21 protein-coding genes are annotated in these 23,578 nt (G+C 73.0%); 11 read left to right on the forward strand and 10 right to left on the reverse strand.

The features are described 5' to 3' along the window. Positions 1–7 precede the first annotated feature (7 nt). Positions 8–2,083 carry a transketolase gene (tkt, locus tag WCD74_RS20875; protein ID WP_337696828.1) on the reverse strand — a complete coding sequence of 692 codons (2,076 nt, stop codon included), beginning with the start codon at positions 2,081–2,083 and terminating at the stop codon, positions 8–10. A gap of 500 nt (positions 2,084–2,583) precedes the next feature. Between tkt and WCD74_RS20880 the strand changes: the two genes are divergently transcribed. Next, positions 2,584–3,531, forward strand: a complete 948-nt coding sequence (locus WCD74_RS20880; protein WP_373696106.1) for a heme o synthase — start codon at positions 2,584–2,586, stop codon at positions 3,529–3,531. A gap of 452 nt (positions 3,532–3,983) precedes the next feature. Here WCD74_RS20880 and WCD74_RS20885 read toward each other — a convergent pair whose 3' ends face one another. From WCD74_RS20885 to mptB, 5 genes are all read right to left on the reverse strand, one after another. Next, positions 3,984–4,859 carry a type IV toxin-antitoxin system AbiEi family antitoxin gene (locus WCD74_RS20885; protein WP_337696797.1) on the reverse strand — a complete coding sequence of 292 codons (876 nt, stop codon included), beginning with the start codon at positions 4,857–4,859 and terminating at the stop codon, positions 3,984–3,986. A 298-nt stretch (positions 4,860–5,157) separates the two neighbouring features. Further along, a complete protein-coding gene (locus WCD74_RS20890; RefSeq protein WP_373696109.1) occupies positions 5,158–6,084 on the reverse strand; it encodes a COX15/CtaA family protein in 927 nt (308 codons plus the stop codon). Positions 6,085–6,130: 46 nt separating this feature from the next. Continuing rightward, entirely contained in the window at positions 6,131–6,847 is a 717-nt protein-coding gene (locus WCD74_RS20895) for an ABC transporter permease (RefSeq protein WP_337696830.1), read from the reverse strand. Between the two features lie 56 nt (positions 6,848–6,903). Beyond that, positions 6,904–7,833, reverse strand: coding sequence for an ABC transporter ATP-binding protein (locus WCD74_RS20900; RefSeq protein WP_337696799.1), 930 nt, complete (start codon positions 7,831–7,833; stop codon positions 6,904–6,906). Between the two features lie 10 nt (positions 7,834–7,843). Then, complete coding sequence (gene mptB, locus WCD74_RS20905) at positions 7,844–9,460, reverse strand: polyprenol phosphomannose-dependent alpha 1,6 mannosyltransferase MptB (protein WP_337696800.1); 1,617 nt, start codon at positions 9,458–9,460, stop codon at positions 7,844–7,846. Positions 9,461–9,633: 173 nt separating this feature from the next. On the opposite strand from mptB, the gene WCD74_RS20910 reads away from it, so the two are divergent. The 7 genes from WCD74_RS20910 to WCD74_RS20940 are packed head-to-tail and all read left to right on the forward strand — an operon-like array spanning position 9,634 to position 16,111. Continuing rightward, entirely contained in the window at positions 9,634–10,416 is a 783-nt protein-coding gene (locus WCD74_RS20910) for a helix-turn-helix transcriptional regulator (RefSeq protein WP_337696801.1), read from the forward strand. Further along, complete coding sequence (gene sufB / locus WCD74_RS20915; RefSeq protein ID WP_337696802.1) at positions 10,413–11,846, forward strand: Fe-S cluster assembly protein SufB; 1,434 nt, start codon at positions 10,413–10,415, stop codon at positions 11,844–11,846. Before WCD74_RS20910 ends, sufB begins: the two co-directional genes overlap by 4 nt. Beyond that, positions 11,843–13,102 carry a Fe-S cluster assembly protein SufD gene (gene sufD, locus WCD74_RS20920; RefSeq protein WP_337696803.1) on the forward strand — a complete coding sequence of 420 codons (1,260 nt, stop codon included), beginning with the start codon at positions 11,843–11,845 and terminating at the stop codon, positions 13,100–13,102. Before sufB ends, sufD begins: the two co-directional genes overlap by 4 nt. A gap of 47 nt (positions 13,103–13,149) precedes the next feature. Beyond that, positions 13,150–13,920: a Fe-S cluster assembly ATPase SufC gene (sufC, locus tag WCD74_RS20925; RefSeq protein WP_337696804.1), complete on the forward strand. Its 771-nt coding sequence runs from the start codon at positions 13,150–13,152 to the stop codon at positions 13,918–13,920. After that, positions 13,917–15,224: a cysteine desulfurase gene (locus WCD74_RS20930; protein ID WP_337696805.1), complete on the forward strand. Its 1,308-nt coding sequence runs from the start codon at positions 13,917–13,919 to the stop codon at positions 15,222–15,224. The genes sufC and WCD74_RS20930 overlap by 4 nt, the downstream gene beginning before the upstream one ends. Positions 15,225–15,239: 15 nt before the next feature. Beyond that, positions 15,240–15,713: a Fe-S cluster assembly sulfur transfer protein SufU gene (gene sufU, locus WCD74_RS20935; protein ID WP_337696806.1), complete on the forward strand. Its 474-nt coding sequence runs from the start codon at positions 15,240–15,242 to the stop codon at positions 15,711–15,713. A gap of 32 nt (positions 15,714–15,745) precedes the next feature. Next, positions 15,746–16,111, forward strand: coding sequence for a metal-sulfur cluster assembly factor (locus tag WCD74_RS20940; RefSeq protein WP_337696831.1), 366 nt, complete (start codon positions 15,746–15,748; stop codon positions 16,109–16,111). A gap of 93 nt (positions 16,112–16,204) precedes the next feature. On the opposite strand, the gene WCD74_RS20945 is transcribed toward WCD74_RS20940, so the two are convergent. The 4 genes from WCD74_RS20945 to WCD74_RS20960 all read right to left on the reverse strand — a co-directional run bounded on the left by WCD74_RS20945 (position 16,205) and on the right by WCD74_RS20960 (position 19,346). Continuing rightward, the gene (locus WCD74_RS20945; protein WP_337696807.1) at positions 16,205–17,197 is read right to left on the reverse strand and encodes an adenylate/guanylate cyclase domain-containing protein; all 993 of its coding nucleotides are present in this window, start codon (positions 17,195–17,197) and stop codon (positions 16,205–16,207) included. Further along, positions 17,194–17,640, reverse strand: coding sequence for a universal stress protein (locus tag WCD74_RS20950; protein ID WP_337696808.1), 447 nt, complete (start codon positions 17,638–17,640; stop codon positions 17,194–17,196). Before WCD74_RS20950 ends, WCD74_RS20945 begins: the two co-directional genes overlap by 4 nt. Before the next feature lie 102 nt (positions 17,641–17,742). After that, positions 17,743–18,984, reverse strand: coding sequence for an FAD-dependent oxidoreductase (locus tag WCD74_RS20955; RefSeq protein WP_337696809.1), 1,242 nt, complete (start codon positions 18,982–18,984; stop codon positions 17,743–17,745). Beyond that, positions 18,948–19,346 carry a hypothetical protein gene (locus WCD74_RS20960; protein WP_337696810.1) on the reverse strand — a complete coding sequence of 133 codons (399 nt, stop codon included), beginning with the start codon at positions 19,344–19,346 and terminating at the stop codon, positions 18,948–18,950. The genes WCD74_RS20955 and WCD74_RS20960 overlap by 37 nt, the downstream gene beginning before the upstream one ends. Positions 19,347–19,436: 90 nt before the next feature. On the opposite strand from WCD74_RS20960, the gene WCD74_RS20965 reads away from it, so the two are divergent. From WCD74_RS20965 to WCD74_RS20975, 3 genes are all read left to right on the forward strand, one after another. After that, complete coding sequence (locus tag WCD74_RS20965; protein ID WP_337696811.1) at positions 19,437–21,059, forward strand: ABC-F family ATP-binding cassette domain-containing protein; 1,623 nt, start codon at positions 19,437–19,439, stop codon at positions 21,057–21,059. A gap of 182 nt (positions 21,060–21,241) precedes the next feature. Beyond that, the gene (locus WCD74_RS20970) at positions 21,242–21,454 is read left to right on the forward strand and encodes a helix-turn-helix domain-containing protein (protein ID WP_026204731.1); all 213 of its coding nucleotides are present in this window, start codon (positions 21,242–21,244) and stop codon (positions 21,452–21,454) included. 241 nt (positions 21,455–21,695) lie between these two features. Then, positions 21,696–23,564 carry an ABC transporter ATP-binding protein gene (locus WCD74_RS20975; protein ID WP_373696107.1) on the forward strand — a complete coding sequence of 623 codons (1,869 nt, stop codon included), beginning with the start codon at positions 21,696–21,698 and terminating at the stop codon, positions 23,562–23,564. Positions 23,565–23,578 lie beyond the last annotated feature (14 nt).

Raw genomic sequence — 23,578 nt, forward strand, 5'->3', positions numbered from 1 at the left:
CGAGGGGTCACTTCGCGACGCGCGCCAGCGAGCGGCGAGCGGCGTCGACGACGGCCTCGGCGGTGAAACCGAACTTCTCGAACAGGGTCTGGTAGTCGGCGCTCGCGCCGAAGTGCTCGATCGACACCGGCTCGCCGGTGTGGCCGAGGATGCGGTACCAGGGTTGGGCGACGCCGGCCTCGACGGACACCCGGGCGGTCACCGCGGCGGGGATGACGCTCTCCTGGTAGTCCGCGTCCTGGTTCTCGAACCAGTCCAGGCAGGGCATCGAGACGACGCGGGTCGGGACGCCGTCGGCCTCGAGGGTCGACCGGGCCTCGACGGCGAGCTGCACCTCGGAGCCGGTGGCCACGATGACCACCTGCGGGTCGCCGGACGCGTCCTGGAGCACGTAGCCGCCGCGCGCCACGCCCTCGGCGGACGTGCCCTCGAGCACGGGCAGGTTCTGGCGGGTCAGCGCCAGCCCGGCCGGGCCGTTCGGGTTGTCCAGGACCGCCTTGAACGCGTGCGCGGTCTCGTTCGGGTCCGCCGGGCGCACGACCGACATCCGCGGGATGGCCCGCAGGCTCGCCAGCTGCTCGATCGGCTGGTGCGTCGGGCCGTCCTCGCCGAGACCGATCGAGTCGTGGGTCCACACGTAGGTGGTCGGCAGGTTCATCAGCGCCGCGAGGCGGACCGGGGGCCGCATGTAGTCGGAGAAGATGAGGAAGGTGCCGCCGAAGACGCGGGTCCCGCCGTGCAGCGCGATGCCGTTGAGGATCGAGCCCATCGCGTGCTCGCGGACCCCGAAGTGCAGGACGCGGCCGTAGGGGCTCATCCGCCCCCACATGTTCGTCTCGACCGTCGACGGCCCGAACGACGGCGAGTCGGGGATGGTCGTGTTGTTCGACTCCGCGAGGTCGGCCGAGCCGCCCCACAGCTCCGGGAGCTCGGGGCCGACGGCGCCGAGGATCTTCTGCAGCGCCTTGCGGGTGGCCAGCGGCTTGTCGTCCGTGGTCCAGGTCGGGAGCTTGTCGGCCCACCCGGCGGGCAGCTCGCGCTTGGCCATCCGGTCGAACAGCCGGCGACGCTCGGGGTTCGCGTTCGCCCAGTCGTCGAAGCGCTTCGTCCACGCCTCGTGGGACTCGCGGCCGCGGTCCTGGGCCTTGCGGGCGTGTGCGAGGACCTCGTCCTCGACCTGGAACGACTTCTCCGGGTCGAACCCGAGGATCTTCTTGACGGCGGCGACCTCGTCGTCACCCAGCGCGGCGCCGTGTGCCGTGCCGGTGTTCATCTTCTCGGGCGCGGGATAGCCGATGACGGTGCGCAGCGCGATGAAGCTGGGCCGGCCGGTCTCGGCCTTCGCGTTGTCGATCGCCTCGCGGATGCCGACGACGTTCTCGCCGCCGCGCACGACCTGGGTGTGCCAGCCGTAGGCCTCGTAGCGGCCCACGACGTCCTCGGAGAGCGCCACCGTGGTGTCGTCCTCGATCGAGATGTGGTTGTCGTCGTAGAAGACGATCAGGTTGCCGAGCTGCTGGCGGCCGGCGATCGAGCTCGCCTCCGCCGTCACCCCCTCCTCGATGTCGCCGTCGGAGGCGATCACGTAGACGAAGTGGTCGAACGGGCTCTCGCCGGGCGCGGCGTCCGGGTCGAACAGGCCGCGCTCGCGGCGGGCGGCCATCGCCATGCCGACGCTGGAGGCCAGACCCTGGCCCAGCGGACCGGTGGTGATCTCGACACCGGTGGTGTAGCCGTGCTCCGGGTGCCCGGGGGTCTTCGAGCCCCACGTGCGCAGCTGCTCGAGGTCCTCGAGCTCGAGGCCGTAGCCGGCGAGGAACAGCTGGATGTAGAGGGTCAGGCTGGAGTGCCCGGCCGAGAGCACGAACCGGTCCCGCCCGGGCCAGTCGGCGTCGGTCGGGTCGTGGGTCATGGTGTGCTGGAAGAGCGTGTAGGCCAGCGGGGCGAGCGACATGGCCGTCCCCGGGTGACCGTTGCCGACCTTCTGCACGGCGTCGGCGGCGAGCACCCGGATCGTGTCCACGGTGCGCTGGTCGAGGTCCGACCAGTCGTCGGGACGGTGCGGCGTGGTGAGGGCGGCGATCTCGTCGGGCGACTCGCTCGCCGGGCGGGTGCTCGCATCGGTCGTGGTCACGAACCTGCTCTCCCTGTGTCTCGCGTCGTGGAGCCGCTCGCGGGTGGTCGCGGCCCCTCTGTCCGTCCTGCGCCCCGCCGCACGCCCGCCCCGGCCCGACCCGGGCGCGCCCGGCGTCTGGATCGATCCGGAGTGGCCATCGGCACCATGCTGCCACGCCGAGATGACGCTCAGGTGCACCGACGGAGACCCATGGGGCGCAGTACCCGCTCACGCGCGCGCGGACACGCGCGTCGGCCCTGGTCCGCGGGCGGTCGCCGGGCGCTCTACGATCGCGGTCTGCTCCTCCTCGCCCGCGTCCTGCGGGTGACGTACCCCGCACCACCACCCCCTGCCCGGGGGGCGGGCGAGCGAGAGGGACGCCCGGGGTGCAGACTGCACCGACGACAGCGTGTAGGAGGCGGCCCGACGGGCCGGCGGTGAACGCGGCGAAGGGACCGGGTGATCGGGTGGGCACGGCGGTCGGTCCGGCGCCGACGGAGGCACGGACCGGACTCTGGACCCGGTCCCTGGCGACCGTCCGGGCGTACCTGGCGCTGACGAAGGCCCGGATCATCGAGCAGCTGCTCGTGGTCACCGTGCCGGCCATGATGCTGGCCCAGCGGTCGGTGCCCTCGCTCTGGCTGGTGCTCGCGGTGCTCCTCGGCGGCGCGGCCGCGGCGGCCAGTGCGCACGCGCTGAACTGCGTGATCGACGCCGACATCGACGCCAAGATGGCGCGCACCCGCAAGCGGCCCCTGGCCCGCGACGCCGTGCCGCGCTCGCACGCACTGGTCTTCGGCCTCGTGCTGGGCGCCGCGTCGGCCGTGTGGCTCGGCCTGACGGCCAACTGGGTCGCGGCGGGCCTCTCGGTCGCCGCGATCGCGTTCTACATCGTCGTCTACACGCTCGTGCTCAAGCGCCGGACCTCGCAGAACATCGTCTGGGGCGGTGCCGCGGGCTGCATGCCGGTGGTGATCGGCTGGGCCGCCGTGACCGGCGGCGTGGGCTGGCCCGCCCTGGTGCTGTTCGGGATCATCTTCTTCTGGACCCCGCCGCACTTCTGGGCCCTGGCCATGCGCTACCGCGACGAGTACGCGGCCGCGGGTGTCCCGATGCTCCCGGTGGTGGCCGCGCCGCAGCGCGTCTCGCGGCAGATCGTCCTCTACTCGTGGGCGATGGTGGCCTGGTCGGTGCTGCTCGTGCCGGCGACCTCGTGGATCTACCTCGCGACCGCCGTCGTCGGGGGCGTGTGGTTCCTGATCGCCGCGCACCGCCTCGACCGGGCCGTGCACCGCGACGAGGTCGTCAACTCGATGCGCCTGTTCCACCTGTCGAACACGTACCTGACCGGCCTGTTCGTGGCGGTCGCGGTGGACTCGGCCTTCGGCTGGCCCGTCTTCGGGTGGCCCTTCTAGGGCTTCGGCGTCGTCGCTCGTCGAGTGCGACACCACGCAGGTTCTGAGCGCTCCCGGCCCGCCTCACGGAGCACTCGCCGTGGGCGCACGTCGGGGGCCCTCGGGTCCCGGCGCCGACTGCGACACCACGCAGGTTCTGGCCGCCTCCGGCCTGCCTCACGGAGCACTCGCTGTGGCTGCTCGTCGGCGGCCCTCGGGTCCCGGCGCCGACTGCGACACCACGCAGGTTCTGCGCGCTCCTGGCCTGCCTCACGCAGCACTCGCCGTGGGCGCTCGTCGGGGGCCCTCGGGTCCCGCTCGTCGAGTGCGACACCACGCAGGTTCTGGGCGCTCCTGGCCTGCCTCACGGAGCACTCGCTGTGGCTGCTCGTCGGCGGCCCCCGGGGCCCGGCGCCGACTGCGACACCACGCAGGCCCTGCGCGCTCCTAGCCTGCCTCACGCAGCACTCGGCTCAGAGCACGTACCCGCGCTGAACCAGGGTCGAGAGCAGCCGCCGGATGAAGCGGACCGGGTTCAGGAGGTCGTCCCCGGTCCACGGGACCATCACCCAGCCGCAGGCGGCGAGGTCGGCCATCCGGGCCTGGTCCCGGCGCCACTGCCTCCGGTCCATGCGGTGCTGGTCGCCCTGGTACTCGGCCGCCACCCGGAACTCCTCCCAGCCGAAGTCGACCCGGGCGACGAACGCGCCGTACTCGTTGTCCACCTCGAGCTGGAGCGTGGGTGTCGGGACGTGGTGCTCGGCCATGGTGAGTCGCATGATCGTCTCGGGCCGGGACTCCGCCCGTGGGTCCGACGCCTCGACGGCCGCCCCGACCCGCCGACACCCACGCGACCCGGGTGGCCGGTCGAGGAGGACGGCCGGATCGAACTCACCGACGCGGGCGAGCGCGTCCAGGGCGACCACTCCCTCGGTGAACCCCAGCCGCCGGACCAGATCCCACGCGGTGCGCTCCGGCGTGGTGACGAGCAGTCCATCCTTCTCCTCGACGTCGTCGGGCCCGAGCACCTCCCGCCGGACGACGAGGCCCGGCCGCGCGCGGATCGCCCGCGTCCCGACGACGAGGTCGACCGGCACCCCGATCGGGGCGCAGTCCGCCCCGTGCACCTCCGCGGCCGCATAGCCACCCACGACCGGTGGCTCCCCGCGCACGTAGAGCACGGCCGCACGCGCTCGCCCGACCAGGTCCTCCGGGCCGGCGACCTGGTCGACGAGAGCGTGGACGTTCGGGAAGAGCCGGGTCGTCCGCGGGCCCGCCAGACGCCCCCGGGTGATGTCTCCTGCTGTCAGGGCCTCGTTCGCGCGGAACGGCCCGCTGATGTTCTCCACGTCCCCTTGGAGCCCCGCGAGCCGCGATCGGTTCCATCGCCGCCCCGAGTGCTCCGTGAGGCAGGCCGGTGGCGCCCAGAAGCTGCGTGGTGTCGCACTCGGCGCAGATGGCCCCAGCCTCCCCACGAGCGCCCGGCCCGAGTGCTCCGTGAGGCAGGCCGGGGGCGCCCAGAACCTGCGCGGTGTCGCACTCGGCGCAGAAGGCACCGACCGCCGACGAGCGCCCAGCCCGAGTGCTCCGTGAGCCAGCTCAGAGGCGCCCAGAACCTGCGTGGTGTGGCACTCGACGCAGGGGCGGTCAGGACCGAGCTGCCGCCATGCTGCGCGAGACCGTTCCCGACGACGGGTCGGTGACGGCCGGGCGGGTCGTCCCCGCCCAGAGCCATGCCGTCGCCGCGACGACGAGCATCGACCCGAGGACGTGCAGCGCCACGAGCACCTCCGGCACGCCGATCGCGTACTGGATGCCGCCGAGCAGGCCCTGGGCGAGCGTGACGACGACGAGCACCCGGAACCGGACGAGCACCGACCGCGGCGCGGCGACCGCGTGCAGCAGGAAGCCCAGGCCCACGAGCAGGCCCAGGAAGCCGAACAGGAGGTGCGCGTGCGCCATCGCGAGGTCGGCGACCGAGAAGGCGGTCAGTCGCGGCGTGGTGGGGTCGCCCGCGTGCGGGCCGGCGGCGGTCACCAGCGTGCCCACCACCACCAGCGCGAACAGCACCGCCGCGCTCACCCCGACCAGGCCCCGCACGGCCCGCGGCACCGCCGTCTCGCGGGTCTCCGACGGCTCCTCCAGCGCCCACGCGTCGCGCGCGAGCAGCACCGCCAGCCACACCAGCGGCACCGAGACGATGAAGTGCGGCGCGACGGTGTACCAGGCCAGTCCCGTCAGTACGGTGATCCCGCCGATCACCGCCTGGGCCACGACCCCGAGCGGCATCGTGCACGCCAGCCAGAGCAGGCGGCGGCGCCGCGGGCGCACGAACAGGGCCGCGATCACGCAGGCGCCCGTGACGAGCACGAGCGCGATCCCGAGCAGGCGGTTGCCGAACTCGATCCACTGGTGCAGCGCGGAGATCTCGGGGTGCGCGACCGGGACCATGCTGCCGGGGAAGCACTGCGGCCACGTCGGGCAGCCGAGGCCGGAGCCGGTCACGCGGACGGCCGCGCCGGTGACGGCGATGCCGCCCTGACCGACGACCGCCGCGACCGCGAGCGCCCGCATCAGCGCCGGGGGAGTCCTCACGGGCACAGCCTACGACAACCTGTAGTCAGTCCCACTTCAGCGCCCGCGCCGCCGCGAGCCCGGCGACGGCGGTCCACACCAGCAGCACCACGACGTGTCCGACGCCGGGCGTCCCGCCGAGCAGGACCGAGCGCAGTCCCTCGGCGAGCGCCCCGCTGGGCAGGAACTCGACGACCGTGCCCAGCGCGCCGGGCAGCTGGTCGACGGGCACGACGATCCCGCCGACGAAGAGCAGGACGAACCACACGACGTTCGCGATCACGAGCACGAGGTCGGCCCGCACCGAGCCGCCCAGCAGCAGGCCGCACGCCCCGAACGCCGCCGCCCCCAGCAGCACCAGCAGCAGTGCCCAGCCGATCGACCCGCCGTCCGGACGCCAGCCCAGCGCGACCGCGACCCCCGCGAGCACCACGACCTGGATGACGACGACGGCGGCCATCCCGCCGAGCCGGCCGGTCACCACCAGCCAGCGCGGGATCGCGGTCGCCGCCAGGCGGCGCATCAGCCCGTACCGGCGGTCGAAGCCGAGCGCGATCGCCTGGGAGGTGAAGCCGGTCGACATCATCGCCAGCGCCAGCACGGTGCCCAGCGCCGCATTGACACGCGGCTCCGGGAGCTCGACGAGACCCTCGAGCAGGGTGAGCCCGACGAGCAGGGCCAGCGGGATCACGAGGGTCAGCAGCAGCTGCTCGGAGTGCCGCAGGGCCAGCAGGGTCTCCGTGCGGGTGTGCACCGCGAGCATGCGGGCGCGGGACCCGACCCCGGGATCGGGGGTGAAGGTCCCCGACTCGAACACCGTCACGAGCGCAGCTCCCGTCCGGTGAGGTCGAGGAAGACGTCCTCGAGGCTGCGGCGCCCGACCCGCACGTCGTCGGCGAGCACGCCCTGGCGCGCGCACCAGGCGGTCACGGCGGCGAGGACCTGCGGGTCGACGGGGCCCGCGACGGTGTAGTGGCCGGGCGGGCCCTCCTTGCTCAGGTGGCCCTCGGGCAGCACGTCGTCGAGCAGGGCCAGGTCCATGCCCGCCGGTGCCCGGAAGCGCATCGTGTCCTCGGCGCCCGTCGTCGTCAGCTCGTCGGGGGAGCCGGCGGCCACCACCCGTCCGTGGTCGACGATGACGACGTCGTCGGCCAGCGCCTCGGCCTCCTGCATGTAGTGCGTCGTGAGCAGCACCGCGACGCCGTCGGCGCGCAGGGCGCGCACGAGGTCCCACACCAGGTGGCGGCCCTGCGGGTCGAGGCTCGCGGTCGGCTCGTCGAGGAACACCAGCTCCGGGCGCCCGACCACGGCGCACGCCAGGCTCAGGCGCTGCTGCTGCCCGCCGGAGAGCCGCTTGTACGGCAGCTTCGCGCACGACCCCAGTCCCAGGGTGTCGACGAGCCACTCGGTGTTCAGCGGCCGGGCCGAGCACGCCGCCACGAGGTCGAGCATCTCGCGCACCCGCACCATCGGGTACGCCCCGCCGCCCTGCGGCATGACGCCGATGCGCGCCCGCACCGACTCGGGGGCGCCCGTCGGGTCCTCCCCGAGCACCCGCACCGCACCCGCCGTCCGGGACCGGAAGCCCTCGCACACCTCGACGGTGGTGGTCTTCCCGGCGCCGTTGGGGCCGAGCAGCGCGAGGACCCGGCCGTGGTGCACGTCGAGGTCGAGGCCGTCGACCGCCGTCGTCGCGCCGTAGCGCACCACGAGGTCACGCACCTCGACGGCGGCCGGTTCTGCACCCACGCGGCCCAGCCTAGGGCCGGGGACCGACGGTCTCGTCCCGTGGGGCGGCGCCGGGTGGCAGGACACGCGGCGGAACCCGGGGCGTGTTCCCCCGCGCGGCCAGCAGCGGGACGATCGCGACGAGCAGCGCGGCGGTGATGGCCATCGGCAGCTGGTAGGCGCGGAAGGTGAAGTCGTTGCCGGTGGGCGGGACCAGCAGCGCCACCGCGGCGGTCACCGCCACGGCGCAGCCGCGCACCCGCGGTGCGGTCACCGAGCACGCCAGCGGGACCATCAGCCAGAGCAGGTACCACGGGTGCAGCACCGGCCCCGCGAGGAACACCGCCCCGAAGCCGTAGGCGACACCGGCCACCGGGTGCAGCCGGCCGCGCAGCACCATGAACACCAGCAGCACGCAGACCAGCGCGGCCACGCCGAGCCCCGCGGAGCGGGTCAGCGAGAGCACCGCCTCGGTGTGGTCGCCCAGTCCGAGCGCGATCCCGATCTGCCCGCCGAGCACGCCGAGGTCGGTGGTCACCGAGAGCCAGGAGCGCAGCAGGTTCGGCACGGACAGCGCCGTGATCCACCCGAAGCCGAGACCCGACCCCACCGACACGGCGGCCACCACCGCGAGGCCCGTCGCCGAGACCGCCGCGCCCCAGCGCACGAGGGAGATCAGGCCGTCCCGGCCGCGGGGGTCCTTCCCGGCCGCCAGGCACCGCTCGCGGGCCACGTGCGCGGCGAGGAACGCCAGGGCGAGGACCGCCGGGATCTTCCCCGACGCGCCGAGCCCGATCAGGAGGGCGCCGAGGAACCAGGACGAGCGGAAACCGATCTCCAGGCCGGCCAGGACCACGCCCATCATGATCGCGTCGTTGTGGATGCCCGAGACCAGGTGGAAGAGCACCAGGGGGCTGACGGCGAGCCACAGCGCCGCGATCGGCTCGACCCCGGCCCGCCGCGCCAGGTGCGGCGCCGCCCAGATCACCAGGCCCAGCCCGACCAGCGCCAGGACCCGGTGCAGGTAGACCCCGAGGACGATGTCCTCGCCCGCGATCGAGGTGACGAGCCGGCCGAACGTCAGGAAGCCCGGGCCGTACGGCGACGGCGTCGTGCGCCAGATCGTCGGGATGGAGGCGACCAGGGGATCGTCGAGACCCAGGGCCTGGGCCGCGCCGAAGACGTACGGGTCGAAGCCGCGCGAGACCACCTCGGCCTGCGAGAGGTAGCCGTAGACGTCGGTGGAGAACAGCGGCGGCGCGACGGCGAGCGGCGCGCACCACATCACGAGGATGCGGGAGAGCTGCCGCACCGTGAGCCGCACCCGTCCCGGCCAGGCCAGGCGGCCCAGCCACAGCCACGCCAGCACGACCATGCCCATGCCCACGTAGGCGAGCGCGATCGACACGGTCGGCAGCCGGCCGGGCAGGCCGAGCACCCGCATGCCGAGCAGCGGGTTGTAGGCCGAGGCCGGCGTCGCGCCGCAGCCGAGCGCCCCGACCGCCATGAGCAGGGCCCCGGTGAAGCCGAAGCGGCGGCAGAACCGGAGCCGGCGTCGTTCGTCAGGGGTCGCGGGCGCCTCGGAGGCCCCCCGCGTCGCCGCAGGCCCGTCGGGCCCGGAGGGAGCCGTCGGGGCCGTCGCCGTCACCCCCGGGACGATACCGAGCAGCCTTCCCGACGACGGGGCGCACCCGGCCGAGTGACCCGTGCCACGGCCCGGACACCCTCGTTGGCGGCCGACGGGCATATAGGCAAGACTGGTGTTGCCAAAAGCGGCGGTCCGTGTGTCATGATCGGATCGGACCCGATCGGAGGTGGGAGATGACCGCGCAGCAGACCGCTCACGTCGAGCACGCCGAGCACGCTCGCTCCGCCGCCGACGGCCGTACCCGCGACGCGGTGGTCCGGCTCCTGCTGGAGCGCGGACCGACGACCGCGGCCACGCTCGCCGACCGGCTGCACCTGTCCGGCCCGGGGGTCCGGCGCCACCTCGACGCCCTGTGCGCCGAGGGCAGCGTCGCCACCCGCGACGCACCCGCGTCGGGCAAGCGCGGCCGCCCTGCCCGCCAGTTCCTGCTCACCTCGAGCGGGCGCGCCCGTGCGGGGCGGGGGGAGCACGGGTCGGCCGAGCTCGCGGTCGCGGCCCTGCGCCGCCTCGGCGAGGCGGCGGGGGAGGAGGCCGTGAAGGCCTTCGCCCGCGAGCGGGCACTGTCGATGGTCGGCGCGCACCGTGAGCACGTCGAGGCGGGGGCCGACCGGGCGGAGCGGACGCAACGCCTGGCCGACGCCCTGACCGCCGAGGGCTACGCGGCGAGCAGCCGCGGCAGCGCCGACGCCCGGGTGGCCGGTGAGCAGCTCTGCCAGCACCACTGCCCGGTGGCCGACGTCGCCGCGGAGTTCCCGCAACTCTGCGAGGCCGAGGCCGAGGTGTTCGCGGAGCTGCTGGGCACCCACGTGCAGCGGCTGGCCACCATCGCGCGCGGCGACGCCGCGTGCACCACACACGTCCCGGCCCAGCGCTCGGACACGCAGACGGGAAGCACCACGGCTCCGGCCGCCACCACCGGCGGAGCACCCGAGAACCAGGGAAGGCAGGTCGTATGACCAGCGCGCCGGAGAAGGAGACGCTGACCCAGGAGGAGACCCTCGCCTCCCTGGGCAGCTACCAGTTCGGCTGGCACGACAGCGACAGCGCGGGCGCCAGCGCCCAGCGTGGGCTGAACGAGGCCGTCGTCCGGGACATCTCGGCGAAGAAGGACGAGCCGGACTGGATGCTCCAGCTGCGCCTCAAGGCGCTCGGCATGTTCGACAAGAAGCCCATGCCGCAGTGGGGCTCGGACCTCTCGGGCATCGACTTCGACAACATCAAGTACTTCGTCCGGTCGACCGAGAAGCAGGCCGCGTCCTGGGAGGACCTCCCCGAGGACATCAAGTCGACCTACGACAAGCTGGGCATCCCGGAGGCCGAGAAGGCCCGCCTGGTGGCCGGTGTCGCGGCGCAGTACGAGTCCGAGGTCGTCTACCACCAGATCCGCGAGGACCTGGAGCAGCAGGGTGTCATCTTCATGGACACCGACACCGGGCTGCGCGAGCACCCCGAGCTGTTCGAGGAGTACTTCGGCTCGGTGATCCCGGCCGGCGACAACAAGTTCTCCGCGCTGAACTCCGCGGTGTGGTCCGGCGGCTCGTTCATCTACGTGCCGAAGGGTGTCCACGTCGACATCCCGCTGCAGGCCTACTTCCGGATCAACACCGAGAACATGGGCCAGTTCGAGCGGACGCTGATCATCGTCGACGAGGATGCCTACGTCCACTACGTCGAGGGCTGCACCGCGCCGATCTACTCGAGCGACTCGCTGCACTCCGCGGTCGTCGAGATCGTCGTGAAGAAGGGCGGCCGCTGCCGCTACACGACCATCCAGAACTGGTCGAACAACGTCTACAACCTGGTCACCAAGCGCGCCAAGGCCGAAGAGGGCGCGACCATGGAGTGGGTCGACGGCAACATCGGCTCCAAGGTGACCATGAAGTACCCGGCCGTCTGGCTGACCGGTCCGCACGCCAAGGGCGAGGTGCTCTCGGTGGCGTTCTCCGGCGAGGGCCAGCACCAGGACGCCGGCGCCAAGATGGTGCACCTGGCCCCGCACACGTCCTCGACGATCATCTCGAAGTCGGTGGCGCGCGGCGGCGGCCGGACCTCCTACCGCGGCCTGGTCCGCGTGAACAAGGGAGCGCACCACTCGCGGTCGACGGTGAAGTGCGACGCGCTGCTGGTCGACACGATCAGCCGCTCGGACACCTATCCCTACGTCGACGTCCGCGAGGACGACGTGACGATGGGCCACGAGGCGACCGTCTCGAAGGTCAGCGAGGACCAGCTCTTCTACCTGATGTCCCGCGGCCTCACCGAGGACGAGGCCATGGCGATGATCGTGCGCGGGTTCGTCGAGCCCATCGCGCGCGAGCTCCCCATGGAGTACGCGCTCGAGCTCAACCGCCTGATCGAGCTGCAGATGGAGGGCGCTGTCGGATGAGTGACGGTCCCGTGGCGCAGTCCGGGGGCGGCGTCATCGACGCCCCCGGCGCCCCGGTCCTCGACGTGGACCCGGGCATCAAGACCGCCTCGTCGCCGAAGATCGCGCCGTGGGAGGAGCGGTTCACCTCCTACGACGTCGAGGCCTTCGAGGTCCCGCGCGGTCGCGAGGAGCAGTGGCGGTTCACGCCGCTGCGCCGGTTGCGCGGCCTGCACGACGGCACCGCGACCGCCGACGGTGAGGTCGCGGTGTCCGTACGGTCCGGCTTCGGCGACTCGGCCTCCGACGACCTCGGGGGCGTGCGCCTGGAGCACGTCGAGCGGGGCGACTCCCGCCTCGGCGACGGCGGCATCCCCGCCGACCGCGTCGCCGCGCAGGCCTGGTCGTCCTTCCCGACGGCGGCCGTGGTCACCGTGAACGAGGCCCGGTCCGACGACGAGCCCCTGACCGTCCAGGTCGAGGGGCCCGGCGTCGGGAAGACGGCCTACACGCACCTGCAGGTCCGCCTGGAGCACCACGCCGAGGCCGTCGTCGTCCTCGACCACCGCGGCTCCGGCACCGTCGCCGCGAACACCGAGCTCGTGGTGGCCGACGGCGCCAAGCTCGAGATCGTCGAGGTGCACGACTGGGCCGACGACGCCGTGTACGTCGGCGCCCAGCACCTCTCGGTCGGTCGCGACGCCACCATCCGGCACACGTCGATCACCCTGGGCGGCGACCTCGTCCGGCTCTCCCCGGTGGTCAACTACCGGGCCACCGGTGGGGACGTCGAGCTCGACGGGCTCTACTTCGCCGACGGCGGGCAGCACTTCGAGCAGCGCCTGCTGGTCGACCACTCGGTGCCCAACTGCCGGTCGAACGTCATGTACAAGGGCGCGCTGCAGGGTGCCGACGGCGACAAGGCCGCGCACACCGTGTGGATCGGCGACGTGCTGATCCGCAAGGAGGCCGAGGCGACCGAGACCTACGAGCTCAACCGCAACCTGCTGCTGACCGACAACGCCCGCGCGGACTCGGTGCCGAACCTCGAGATCGAGACGGGCGAGATCGTCAGCGCCGGGCACGCGAGTGCCACCGGCCGCTTCGACGACGAGCAGCTGTTCTACCTGATGGCACGCGGCATCCCGGAGGACCAGGCCCGGCGCCTGGTCGTGCGCGGGTTCTTCGGCGAGGTCATCAACAAGGTCCGCGTCCCCGCGCTGCGCGACCGTCTCGAGGCGGCCGTCGAGGCCGAGCTCGAGGCCGTCGGCTCCTGACCGGGCTGGTTCCTGAACTCCACCACTGCGTTGCTGAAAGAGGCTTGATGTCCACCCTCGAGATCCGCGACCTGCACGTCGAGGTCGAGACCGAGTCCGGCCCGAAGGAGATCCTCCGCGGCGTCGACCTGACGGCGAACTCGAACGAGACCCACGCGATCATGGGTCCGAACGGCTCCGGCAAGTCCACGCTGGCCTACTCCATCGCCGGGCACCCGAAGTACACCGTGACGCGGGGCCAGGTGCTCCTGGACGGCGAGGACGTCCTGGAGATGGCGGTCGACGAGCGCGCCCGCGCCGGCCTGTTCCTGGCCATGCAGTACCCCGTCGAGGTGCCCGGCGTCTCGATGTCGAACTTCCTGCGCTCCGCGGCCACCGCGACCCGTGGCGAGGCACCGAAGGTGCGTCATTGGGTCAAGGAGGTCAAGACCGCCATGACCGACCTCGAGATCGACCCGGCGTTCGCCGAGCGCAGCGTCAACGAGGGCTTCTCCGGCGGTGAGAAGAAGCGCCACGAGGTGCTCCAGCTCGCGCTGCTCAAGCCGCGGTTCGCGGTGCTCGACGAGACCGACTCCGGGCTCGACGTCGACGCCCTGCGCGTCGTGTCGAAGGGCGTCAACGACTACAAGGCCCAGTCCGACGTCGGGGTCCTGCTGATCACGCACTACACCCGCATCCTGCGCTACATCGCGCCGGACAAGGTGCACGTGTTCGTGAACGGCCGGGTCGCCGAGTCCGGTGGCCCCGAGCTCGCCGACGAGCTCGAGGAGAACGGCTACGAGCGCTTCACGGGCGCCAAGGAGGAGCAGCCGGCATGACCTCACTCGCATCCGCTCCCACCACGGCGGGTGCGACCCTGGATGTCGCGAAGATCCGTGCGGACTTCCCCATCCTGAGCCGCACCGTGCGCGACGGGAAGCCGCTGGTCTACCTGGACTCGGGCGCCACCAGCCAGCGCCCGCGCCAGGTGCTCGACGCCGAGCGGGCCTTCCTGGAGACCTCGAACGCCGCGGTCCACCGCGGGGCGCACGCGCTCTCCGAGGAGGCCACCGACGCCTACGAGTCCGCCCGGGCCCGGATCGCCGGGTTCATCGGGGCGGGCGAGGGCGAGGTCGTGTTCACCAAGAACGCGACGGAGGCGCTGAACCTCGTCGCGTACGGGATGTCGAACGCGCTGACCAGCGACGACCCGAAGGCGGCGCGCTTCCGCGTGGGTCCGGGCGACGAGGTCGTCGTCACCGAGATGGAGCACCACGCGAACCTGGTGCCGTGGCAGGAGTTCTGCCGCCGGACCGGGGCGACGCTGCGCTGGTTCGGGGTGAACCGCGACGGCCGGCTCGACCTGGACCCGTCGGTGATCACCGAGCGCACGAAGATCGTGGCGTTCACCCACCAGTCCAACGTGCTGGGCACGGTGACCCCGGTCGAGCAGATCGTCGCGATGGCCCGTGCCGTGGGCGCCTACACCGTGCTGGACGCGTGCCAGTCGGTGCCGCACGCGCCGATCGACGTGCACGCCCTCGGGGTCGACTTCGCGGCGTTCTCCGGGCACAAGATGCTCGGCCCGTCCGGGATCGGGGTGCTCTACGGGCGCCGCGAGCTGCTCGAGGCGCTGCCGCCGTTCCTCACCGGCGGGTCGATGATCGAGCTCGTCCGCATGGAGGGCTCGACCTACGCCGCGCCGCCGGCACGGTTCGAGGCCGGCGTGCCGATGACCTCGCAGGCCGTCGGGCTCGGTGCGGCCGTGGACTACCTGTCCGCGCTCGGCATGGAGAACGTGCACGCCCACGAGAACGTGCTGACCGCGGCCGCGCTGGAGGGCCTGCAGGGCATCGACGGCGTGACGATCATCGGGCCCCGCAACACCGAGTCCCGCGGGGGAGCGGTGTCGTTCGAGATCGACGGCGTCCACCCGCACGACGCCTCGCAGGTGCTCGACGACTCGGGCATCGCCGTGCGCGTGGGGCACCACTGCGCGTGGCCGCTGCACCGGGCGTTCGGCGTGCAGAGCTCGATCCGCGCCAGCTTCTACGTCTACAACACCCTCGACGAGGTGGCTGCGCTGATCGACGGCGTGCGGCGGGCCCAGGACTTTTTCGCCCGCGACGGCGTTTCTCTCTAGGAGGAGGTCACCGCCGTGAAGCTGGAGACCATGTACCAGGAGATCATCCTGGACCACTACAAGAACCCGCACGGCCACGGGCTGCGCGAGCCCTTCGAGGCCGAGGTCCACCACGTCAACCCGACCTGCGGCGACGAGGTGACCGTGCGGGTGCACCTGGAGGGCTCGGGCGCGGACGCGAAGGTCGTCGACCTGTCCTACGACGCGCTCGGTTGCTCCATCAGTCAGGCCGCCACCTCGGTGGCCTACGACCTGATCGTCGGGCGCACCGTCGGTGAGGCCTTCGACGTGCTGGCGGCCTACCAGGAGATGGTGCAGGGTCGCGGCAAGGTCGAGCCGGACGAGGACGTGCTCGACGACGCGGTCGCGTTCGCCGGCGTCGCCGCCTACCCGGCGCGGGTCAAGTGCGCGCTGCTGGGCTGGCTGGCGTTCAAGGACGCGGTCGCCCAGGCTGACGACAACGCCCCCGAACTGGAGGGACAACCGTGACGGAGACCGAGACGCCCCGGGGCGCCGAGGGGATGCCGGACGCGCCGGCCCCGAAGGCGGACACCCCCTCGATCGACGACCTCGAGGAGGCCATGCGCGACGTCGTCGACCCCGAGCTGGGGATCAACGTCGTCGACCTGGGCCTGCTCTACGGCATCGACGTGCACCAGGACGACGCCGCCGGCACCATCGCGACGCTGGACCTCACGCTGACGTCGGCCGCCTGCCCGCTGACCGACGTCATCGAGGACCAGTCCCGCGCCGCGCTCACCCGCGGCCCGGGCGGCGGGCTCGTCGACGACGTGCGCATCAACTGGGTCTGGATGCCGCCGTGGGGTCCGGACAAGATCACCGACGACGGCCGCGAGCAGCTGCGGGCGCTCGGCTTCACGGTGTAGGTGGCTCCGCTCCACCCGCGAACCGACGAGCGGGCCGTTCATCACGATCTTCCGTGATGAACGGCCCGTTCGTGCGTTCCGGGCGGTCCGTCCCTAGGACGACCGGCGGACCACGTGCGGCTTGAGGTGCTTGTACCCGCGCACGTTCAGCGGCGGGACGGAGCGGAGGTCGACGTCGAGACCCGCGTCGCGGATCGCGGCGGTCATCTCGTCGTCCACCAGGGTCGTCCCGGGACGCGCATGCGAGGTGAGCCGGCTCGCGATGTTGACCGTCGGGCCGTAGACGTCCCCGTAGCGCGGGAGCACGTCGCCGTAGGCCAGGCCGATGCGCAGGACCATCCGCTCGCCGGGGTCGGGGACCTCGTCGTGCAGCGCGAACGCGATCTCGCACGCCGACGCCGCGTCCGGGCACACGAACAGGACCTCGTCGCCGAGGGTCTTGACGATCCGGCCGCCGCCGCGGGAGACGACGTCGTTGGCGACGCCCTCGAAGCGCTCCAGCAGGGTCCGCAGCTCGTCGGCGTCGATGCGCCGGGAGAGCGCGGTGAACCCGACGATGTCGGCGAACCCCACCGCGCTCGTCGTGCGCCGGCCGCCGTCGTCACCCTCGTCGGTCGCGAGCGAGCTCATCATCCGGCCGGCCGTGACCATGAGGTGCCGACGCCAGGTGTAGGCCTGCAGGTCCTCCATCAACGGCACGAGCGAGCGCACCGCCGACACCACGGCGTCCGGGTCGTCGCCGGTCCCGCGCTCGGCGATCACCTGCCGCAGCAGGTTCGACTGCCACTCCGCGAGCCGCGCCATGCTCTGCCCGAGGGTCCGGGCGACGGCGAGCGCCTCGTCCTCGTCGAACGCGTCCTGGCCGATCAGCTCCTCGACCCGGGCGAGGGCGTCCAGGTCCGTCCCGGCGAACGCGGCGACGTCGTCGGGGACCTGGGGGAAGCCCAGGGCGCTCCACAGCCGGGCGGTCCGCTCCAGCGGCACCCCCGCCTGCTCGGCGACGTCCCCGCGCCGCAGCGTGCGCTCGCCGCCGATCAGGAAGTCCTCGACCTCGCGCCGGGCGTCGGACCAGGACCGCTCCGTCACGTGGTGTGGACGATGAGCACGTCGGTCGGCGCCTTGCGGGAGATGCCCTGCGGCACCGACCCGAGCAGGCGGCCGGACAGGCTGTTCAGGCCCCGGTTGCCGATGACGAGCAGGTCGGCCTTCTTGTCGGTGACGACGGCCGTGACGACCTCGATCGGGTCGCCCTCCTGGGCGATCGTCTCGATCTCCTTCGCGCCCTTGGCGGACGCGCGCTCCTTGGCGTCGCGCAGCGCCTCCTCGGCCGGGGTCGAGCCGACGACGTGGTAGGCGGCGTCCTCGCCGAGCTGCTGCTCGGCGGAGCCGGTGTTCCTCGCCGGGTGGTAGGCGCTGATGATCAGCAGGGTGGCGCCGGCGTCGGCGGCGACGACGGCCGCGCGGTCGACCGCGCGGAACGAGGAGTCCGACCCGTCCGTACCGACGGCGACGAGCTGGTAGGCACCCATGGTGGTCTGCTCCGATTCTGGCGGCTCTGGCGGCCACTGACCCGCCCGTCGACGGAACGAGCAGGGGCCGCGGATGGTAACGCGATGCTCCGTTCGGAGGTCCTAGTACCCGTCCTCGCCCGATCGATCGCTCCCGGCACCCAGAAGTGATCCGGCGATCAGGTGACGGCGCAGGCGCGGGGACAGGTGGACGAACACCGAGAGCATCGCGCCCATCGAGCCGACGACGTCGTCGTGCGCGCCGAGGTAGGCCCGCTGCGCGTCCGGCGGGACGGTGAAGAAGCGCTCGAAGAACTCCGGGACGTCGGCCGGCGGCATCCGCAGCAGGACGTCCAGCCCGCGGCGCCGCATGACGTGCACCGCGGCCCCCGGGCGCCCGCCCACCGCTCGACGAGCCGAGTCGACGACCGCTCCATGGTCCGGTCGAGCGGCGAGGACGTCAGCCAGTCGAGTGGCGGTCGCCAACGACCGCGTCACCGAGTAGCCGGTGGCCGGGTGGACGAGGGGGACGGCCGCACCGAGCGGGACGACGCCGGCGGGGGAGCGGTGGGCGGGGGTGTCGACCGGGAAGCGGACGTGCTCGACCCGGGACCGGTCGTCCAGCGGGATCTCGTCCGCGGCGAGCCCGCCCGCGACCAGGCGCCGCCGCAGCCGGTCCGCCAGGTCCGCCAGCGGCAGGCCGGGCCGCCGCGCGAGCGAGGTCTCCTCGAGCAGCCAGTCGTCGCCGCCGAGCGGGATCGCGTAGAGGAAGGTGGGCCAGCCCGGCCGGCCGTGCAGTGGCCGCCAGTCCATGAACGTCAGCCGGCCGCCGGTGACCCGCCGCGCCACCGCGGAGGGCACGACGACGCCCACCGCGGTCTGCTCCGCCGCCCGCCCCACCCGCCGTCGGGACCGAGAGAGCGCCTGGGTCGCGCCGGTGGCGTCGAGCACCAGCGGCGCGGGCAGCCGGCGCCCGTCGTCGAGCACCGCCGCGCGGTCCCGGACGTCGACGACGCGACCCGCCACGACGGAGACGGCGTCGTCGCGCAGTGCGCCCTGCAGGGCGGGCGTGTCGAGCACCGCGTAGGCCCCGGTCAGGCGATGGGTCCGCCGCGCGACCGCCCACACCGGCGCGGAGGCGGCGACCACGGACGGGTCGAGGGCGTCCGGGCCGGACACGGGGACCTCGTCGGCCCAGGCTCCGTAGGTCTGGCGCCAGGCCCGGTCGGGGTGCGGGTCGACCAGCGTCACGGCCAGTCCGCGGCGTGCGCACGCCCGCGCCGCCGACCATCCCGCGGGCCCTCCGCCCGCGACGACCACGTCGTCGTTCAGAGTCCGCCGTTCTCCCGCTGCTCCGCCTCCCACGCGGCGAGCCTCTCGCGATCGGCCTTGGCCCGCGCGTTCCAGTCCCGCATCGCCTGGGGGTAGCCGGTCACCTGGACGTCGTACACCGGCACCTTGCAGCGGCGCGCGAGCTTCTCCGCCGCGCGCGGGGTGCCGACCCGACGCCGGGTCCACTCGCCGTCCTGCGCCACGGCCACGACCGTGGTGTCCGTCGCCGTCGTCTCCGGCTCGACGAAGAACTCCACCCCGGTCCGGGTGCTCGCGAACAGCCGCAGGTGCTCGAGGTCGGCCGGGCCGCCCTCGCGGTCGAGGACCTGACGGCGCCCGTCGCCACCGACCCCCGACGAGCCGGGGCTCCGGCGGAACCAGCTGAACAGGCCCATACGTCCCAGTATCCCCGCCCGATGTGAAGAATCCCTACATCCCCACCGGCCGGCCGGGTGCGGTCCACACCTCGCCTACACTGGACTCCTGTGATCACCGCGTCCGACCTCGAGCTGCGTGCCGGCTCCCGCGTCCTGCTCGCCGGGGTGACCCTGCGCGTGCAGCCGGGCGACCGCATCGCGTTCGTCGGCCGCAACGGGGCCGGGAAGACGACCTCGCTGCGCGCGATCGCGGGGGAGTCCGAGCCCTACGGCGGCCGGATCCACTCCACCGGGCCCGTCGGCTACCTGCCCCAGGACCCGCGCGAGGGCGACCTGTCGGTGCTCGCGCGCGACCGCGTGCTCTCGGCCCGCGGCCTCGACCAGCTCCTGCGCGACATGGAGAAGGTCCAGACGGCGATGGCGGAGCTCGCCGACGACGCCGAGCGCGACCGGGCGATCGCCCGGTTCGGCCGCCTCGAGGAGCGCTTCGCCGACCTCGGCGGGTACGCCGCGGAGAGCGAGGCCGGGCGGATCTGCTCGAACCTCGGCCTGCCCGACCGCGTGCTCGCCCAGCCCCTGGAGACCCTCTCCGGCGGCCAGCGGCGCCGGGTCGAGCTCGCCCGCATCCTGTTCGCCGCGTCCGGCGACGGCGGGAACTCGGGCACCACGCTGCTGCTCGACGAGCCGACCAACCACCTCGACGCCGACTCGATCTCGTGGTTGCGGACCTTCCTCAAGGCCTACGAGGGCGGGGTCGTGGTGATCAGCCACGACACCGACCTGCTGGCCGACGTCGTCAACAAGGTGTGGTTCCTCGACGCGACCCGCGGCGAGCTCGACACCTACAACATGACCTGGAAGAACTACCTGCAGGCGCGGGCCGACGACGAGGCCCGGCGCCGGCGGGAGCGCGCCAACGCCGAGAAGAAGGCGACCGCCCTGCAGGCCCAGGCGGCCAAGATGGGCGCGAAGGCGACGAAGGCGGTCGCGGCGAAGCAGATGCAGCGCCGGGCGAACGCGCTGCTCGAGGGGCTGGACGAGGAGCGGGTGGCCGACCGGGTCGCCGCGATCCGCTTCCCGACCCCGCAGGCCTGCGGCCGCACCCCGCTCACGGCCGCCGGGCTGTCGAAGAGCTACGGCTCGCTCGAGGTGTTCACCGGGGTCGACCTCGCGGTCGACCGCGGGTCGCGGGTGGTCATCCTCGGCCTAAACGGGGCGGGTAAGACGACCCTGCTGCGCATCATGGCCGGGGTCGAGACCCCGGACACCGGGGACGTGGTGCCGGGTCACGGGCTGCGCCGCGGCTACTTCGCCCAGGAGCACGACACCCTCGACATGGACCGCACGGTGTGGCAGAACGCCCGCTCCGCGGCCCCGGACACCCCCGAGCAGCAGCTGCGGACCCTGTTGGGGGCGTTCCAGTTCACCGGCGAGCAGCTCGACCAGCCGGCGGGCACGCTCTCCGGCGGCGAGCGCACCCGGCTCGCCCTCGCCGGCCTCGTCTCGAGCGCCGCGAACGTGCTGCTGCTCGACGAGCCGACCAACAACCTCGACCCGGCGTCGCGGGAGAAGGTCCTCGACGCCCTGCGCCACTACGAGGGCGCGGTCGTGCTGGTGACGCACGATCCGGGGGCGGTCGAGGCACTCGAACCGGAGCGCGTGATCCTGCTGCCGGACGGCACCGAGGACCACTTCTCGGCCGACCACCTGGAGCTCGTCGAACTCGCCTGAGCTCTCGTCGGGCCGTCAAGGGCCTTGATGACCTGGACGGATGCCCGATTGGTCCGCGCGGACCGATCGGGAGCCGATCGGCCCAACCGCTCACCGATCATGTGGATTGTGCCGTGGCGCACATCCGCCTCGGCGATCATCATGGGTCGACCGGGCACCGTCCGGGAGAGGGGTGGATCACCATGGCCGACCTGAAGAAGGGCGCCCGCATCACGGGCGACCAGCGCGACAAGCTCGCCACGGATCTCAAGAAGAAGTACGAGAAGGGGGCGAGCATCCGCTCCCTGGCGGAGTCCACGGGCCGCTCGTACGGCTTCGTGCACCGGGTCCTCTCGGAGTCCGGGGTCACCCTGCGCGGGCGGGGCGGGGCGACGAGGACGAAGAAGACGTCCTGACGGCAGGTCGCCTCCGCCGACCCGCGCCCGTCCACCAGCGGGCGGGCCGGGTCCGTGTGCGGCGCACCCGCTCGCCCTGCGCGAACACCTGCGGATGATCGCGCATCACCACGCCCCGCGGCGGATACTCGGCGGTCGGACCGGCGGACCACCACCCGCCACGGCCGGGCGTCCCGCTTGACCTCAACCATCGTCGAGGTCGCACGCTCGGAACCAGGTCCGAGCGAGGTGGGGTGACGGCGTGGAGAACGCCTGGATGTTGATGATGTCGATGTCGCAGGGCGAGAAGCTGCCGCGGTCGGTGCCGAAGGGCACGCTGCCGCGGATCTGGTGGTTCGCGGCGGCGCACCACCGGATGCTCTACGGCTTCCTCGCGCTCACCACGGTCTCGGCGGTGATCGCGGTCGGCGTCCCGGTCCTCGCCGGGCGGGTCGTCGACGCGATCGTCCAGCGCACCGGCCTCGCCACCGTGATCACCATCGCCGCGGCGATCGCGGGTCTCGCGGTCGCGGACGCGCTGCTCGGGCTCGCCGAGCGGTGGATGAGCTCGCGCATCGGCGAGGGGCTGATCTACGACCTGCGCCGTGCGGTGTTCGGCCACGTGCAGTCGATGCCGGTCGCGTTCTTCACCCGGACCCGCACCGGATCGCTGGTCAGCCGGCTCAACAACGACGTCATCGGCGCGCAGCGGGCGTTCACCTCGACGCTGTCCGGCCTGGTGACCAACGTGATCCAGCTGGTACTGACGGTCGCGGTGATGGTGACCCTCGCCTGGCAGATCACGCTGCTCGCGCTGGTCCTGCTGCCGATCTTCATCCTCCCCGCCCGCCGCATGGGGCGGACGATCGCGGCCCTGCAGCGCGAGTCCTCCAACCTCAACGCCGCGATGACCGGGCAGATGACCGAGCGCTTCTCCGCGGGCGGCGCCACCCTGGTGAAGCTGTTCGGGCGGCCCGAGGCCGAGGCCGCCGAGTTCGGCGACCGCGCCGACCGGGTGCGCGGCATCGGGGTGCGCACCGCGATGGCCAACCGCGTCTTCATGACGAGCCTGACGCTGGTCAGCGCCCTGGCGCAGGCCATGGTGTACGGCGTCGGCGGCTGGCTCGCCTTCACCGGGCGCATCGAGGCGGGCACCGTCGTGAGCCTCGCCCTGCTGCTCACCCGGCTGTACGGCCCGCTGACCCAGCTCGCCAACGCCCGCGTGGACGTCATGAGCGCCCTGGTCAGCTTCGAGCGGGTCTTCGAGGTGCTGGACCTGAAGCCGTCGCTCACCGAGCGACCCGACCCCACCCCGCTGCCCGCGACCCCGCTCGGGGTGCGGCTGCGCGACGTGCGCTTCACCTATCCCGACGCGTCGACGATCTCGCTGGCGAGCCTGGAGGAGGTCGCGACGCTCGAGCACACCGAGAACCACGAGGTGCTGCACGGCGTGGACCTCGAGGTGGCGCCGGGGCAGATGCTCGCCCTGGTCGGGCCGTCGGGGGCCGGGAAGTCGACGATCGCGTCGCTGGTGCCGCGGCTCTACGACGTGGGCTCCGGCGCGGTGGAGGTGGGCCGACCCGGGGCGTGGACCGACATCCGGGACGCGAGCTTCGCCGACCTGCGCGGCGCGATCGGCGTGGTGACCCAGGACGGCCACCTCTTCCACGACACCATCGCCGGGAACCTCCGGTACGCGAAGCCCGAGGCCACCGATGCCGAACTGGTCACCGCCCTGCGACGGGCCCGGCTCGGCGCTCTGCTGGCCGACCTGCCCGACGGGTTGCAGACCGTGGTCGGCGAGCGCGGCTACCGGCTCTCCGGCGGGGAGCGCCAGCGGCTGACGATCGCGCGCCTGCTGCTGGCCGCCCCGCGGGTGGTCATCCTCGACGAGGCCACGGCCCACCTCGACTCCGAGTCGGAGGTGGCCGTCCAGGAGGCGCTCACGGAGGCGCTGGTCGGACGGACGGCGATCGTCATCGCCCACCGGCTCTCGACGATCCGCAGCGCGGACACGATCGCCGTCGTCGAGGACGGCCGGGTCGTCGAGCAGGGCTCGCACGAGGTGCTGCTGGCCCGCGCGGGGCGCTACGCCGACCTGCACCACACGCAGTTCGCGCCCGCCGCGTGATCACCATCGGTGAG

Origin of the sequence: Actinomycetospora aurantiaca, assembly GCF_037401875.1 — a bacterium.
GTDB lineage: Bacteria > Actinomycetota > Actinomycetes > Mycobacteriales > Pseudonocardiaceae > Actinomycetospora > Actinomycetospora aurantiaca.

What these genes read in the sequence shown, in the direction of transcription:
- WCD74_RS20890 (WP_373696109.1), bottom strand. Translation starts at nt 6,084, where the DNA reads ATGCGGGCGCTCGCGGTCGCGGCGGTCGTCGGTCAGGGCGGCATCGCC.
- WCD74_RS20895 (WP_337696830.1), bottom strand. Translation starts at nt 6,847, where the DNA reads ATGCTCGCGGTGCACACCCGCACGGAGACCCTGCTGGCCCTGCGGCAC.
- WCD74_RS20910 (WP_337696801.1), top strand. Translation starts at nt 9,634, where the DNA reads ATGACCGCGCAGCAGACCGCTCACGTCGAGCACGCCGAGCACGCTCGC.
- sufB (WP_337696802.1), top strand. Translation starts at nt 10,413, where the DNA reads ATGACCAGCGCGCCGGAGAAGGAGACGCTGACCCAGGAGGAGACCCTC.
- sufD (WP_337696803.1), top strand. Translation starts at nt 11,843, where the DNA reads ATGAGTGACGGTCCCGTGGCGCAGTCCGGGGGCGGCGTCATCGACGCC.
- sufC (WP_337696804.1), top strand. Translation starts at nt 13,150, where the DNA reads ATGTCCACCCTCGAGATCCGCGACCTGCACGTCGAGGTCGAGACCGAG.
- WCD74_RS20930 (WP_337696805.1), top strand. Translation starts at nt 13,917, where the DNA reads ATGACCTCACTCGCATCCGCTCCCACCACGGCGGGTGCGACCCTGGAT.
- WCD74_RS20940 (WP_337696831.1), top strand. Translation starts at nt 15,746, where the DNA reads ATGCCGGACGCGCCGGCCCCGAAGGCGGACACCCCCTCGATCGACGAC.
- WCD74_RS20950 (WP_337696808.1), bottom strand. Translation starts at nt 17,640, where the DNA reads ATGGGTGCCTACCAGCTCGTCGCCGTCGGTACGGACGGGTCGGACTCC.
- WCD74_RS20960 (WP_337696810.1), bottom strand. Translation starts at nt 19,346, where the DNA reads ATGGGCCTGTTCAGCTGGTTCCGCCGGAGCCCCGGCTCGTCGGGGGTC.
- WCD74_RS20970 (WP_026204731.1), top strand. Translation starts at nt 21,242, where the DNA reads ATGGCCGACCTGAAGAAGGGCGCCCGCATCACGGGCGACCAGCGCGAC.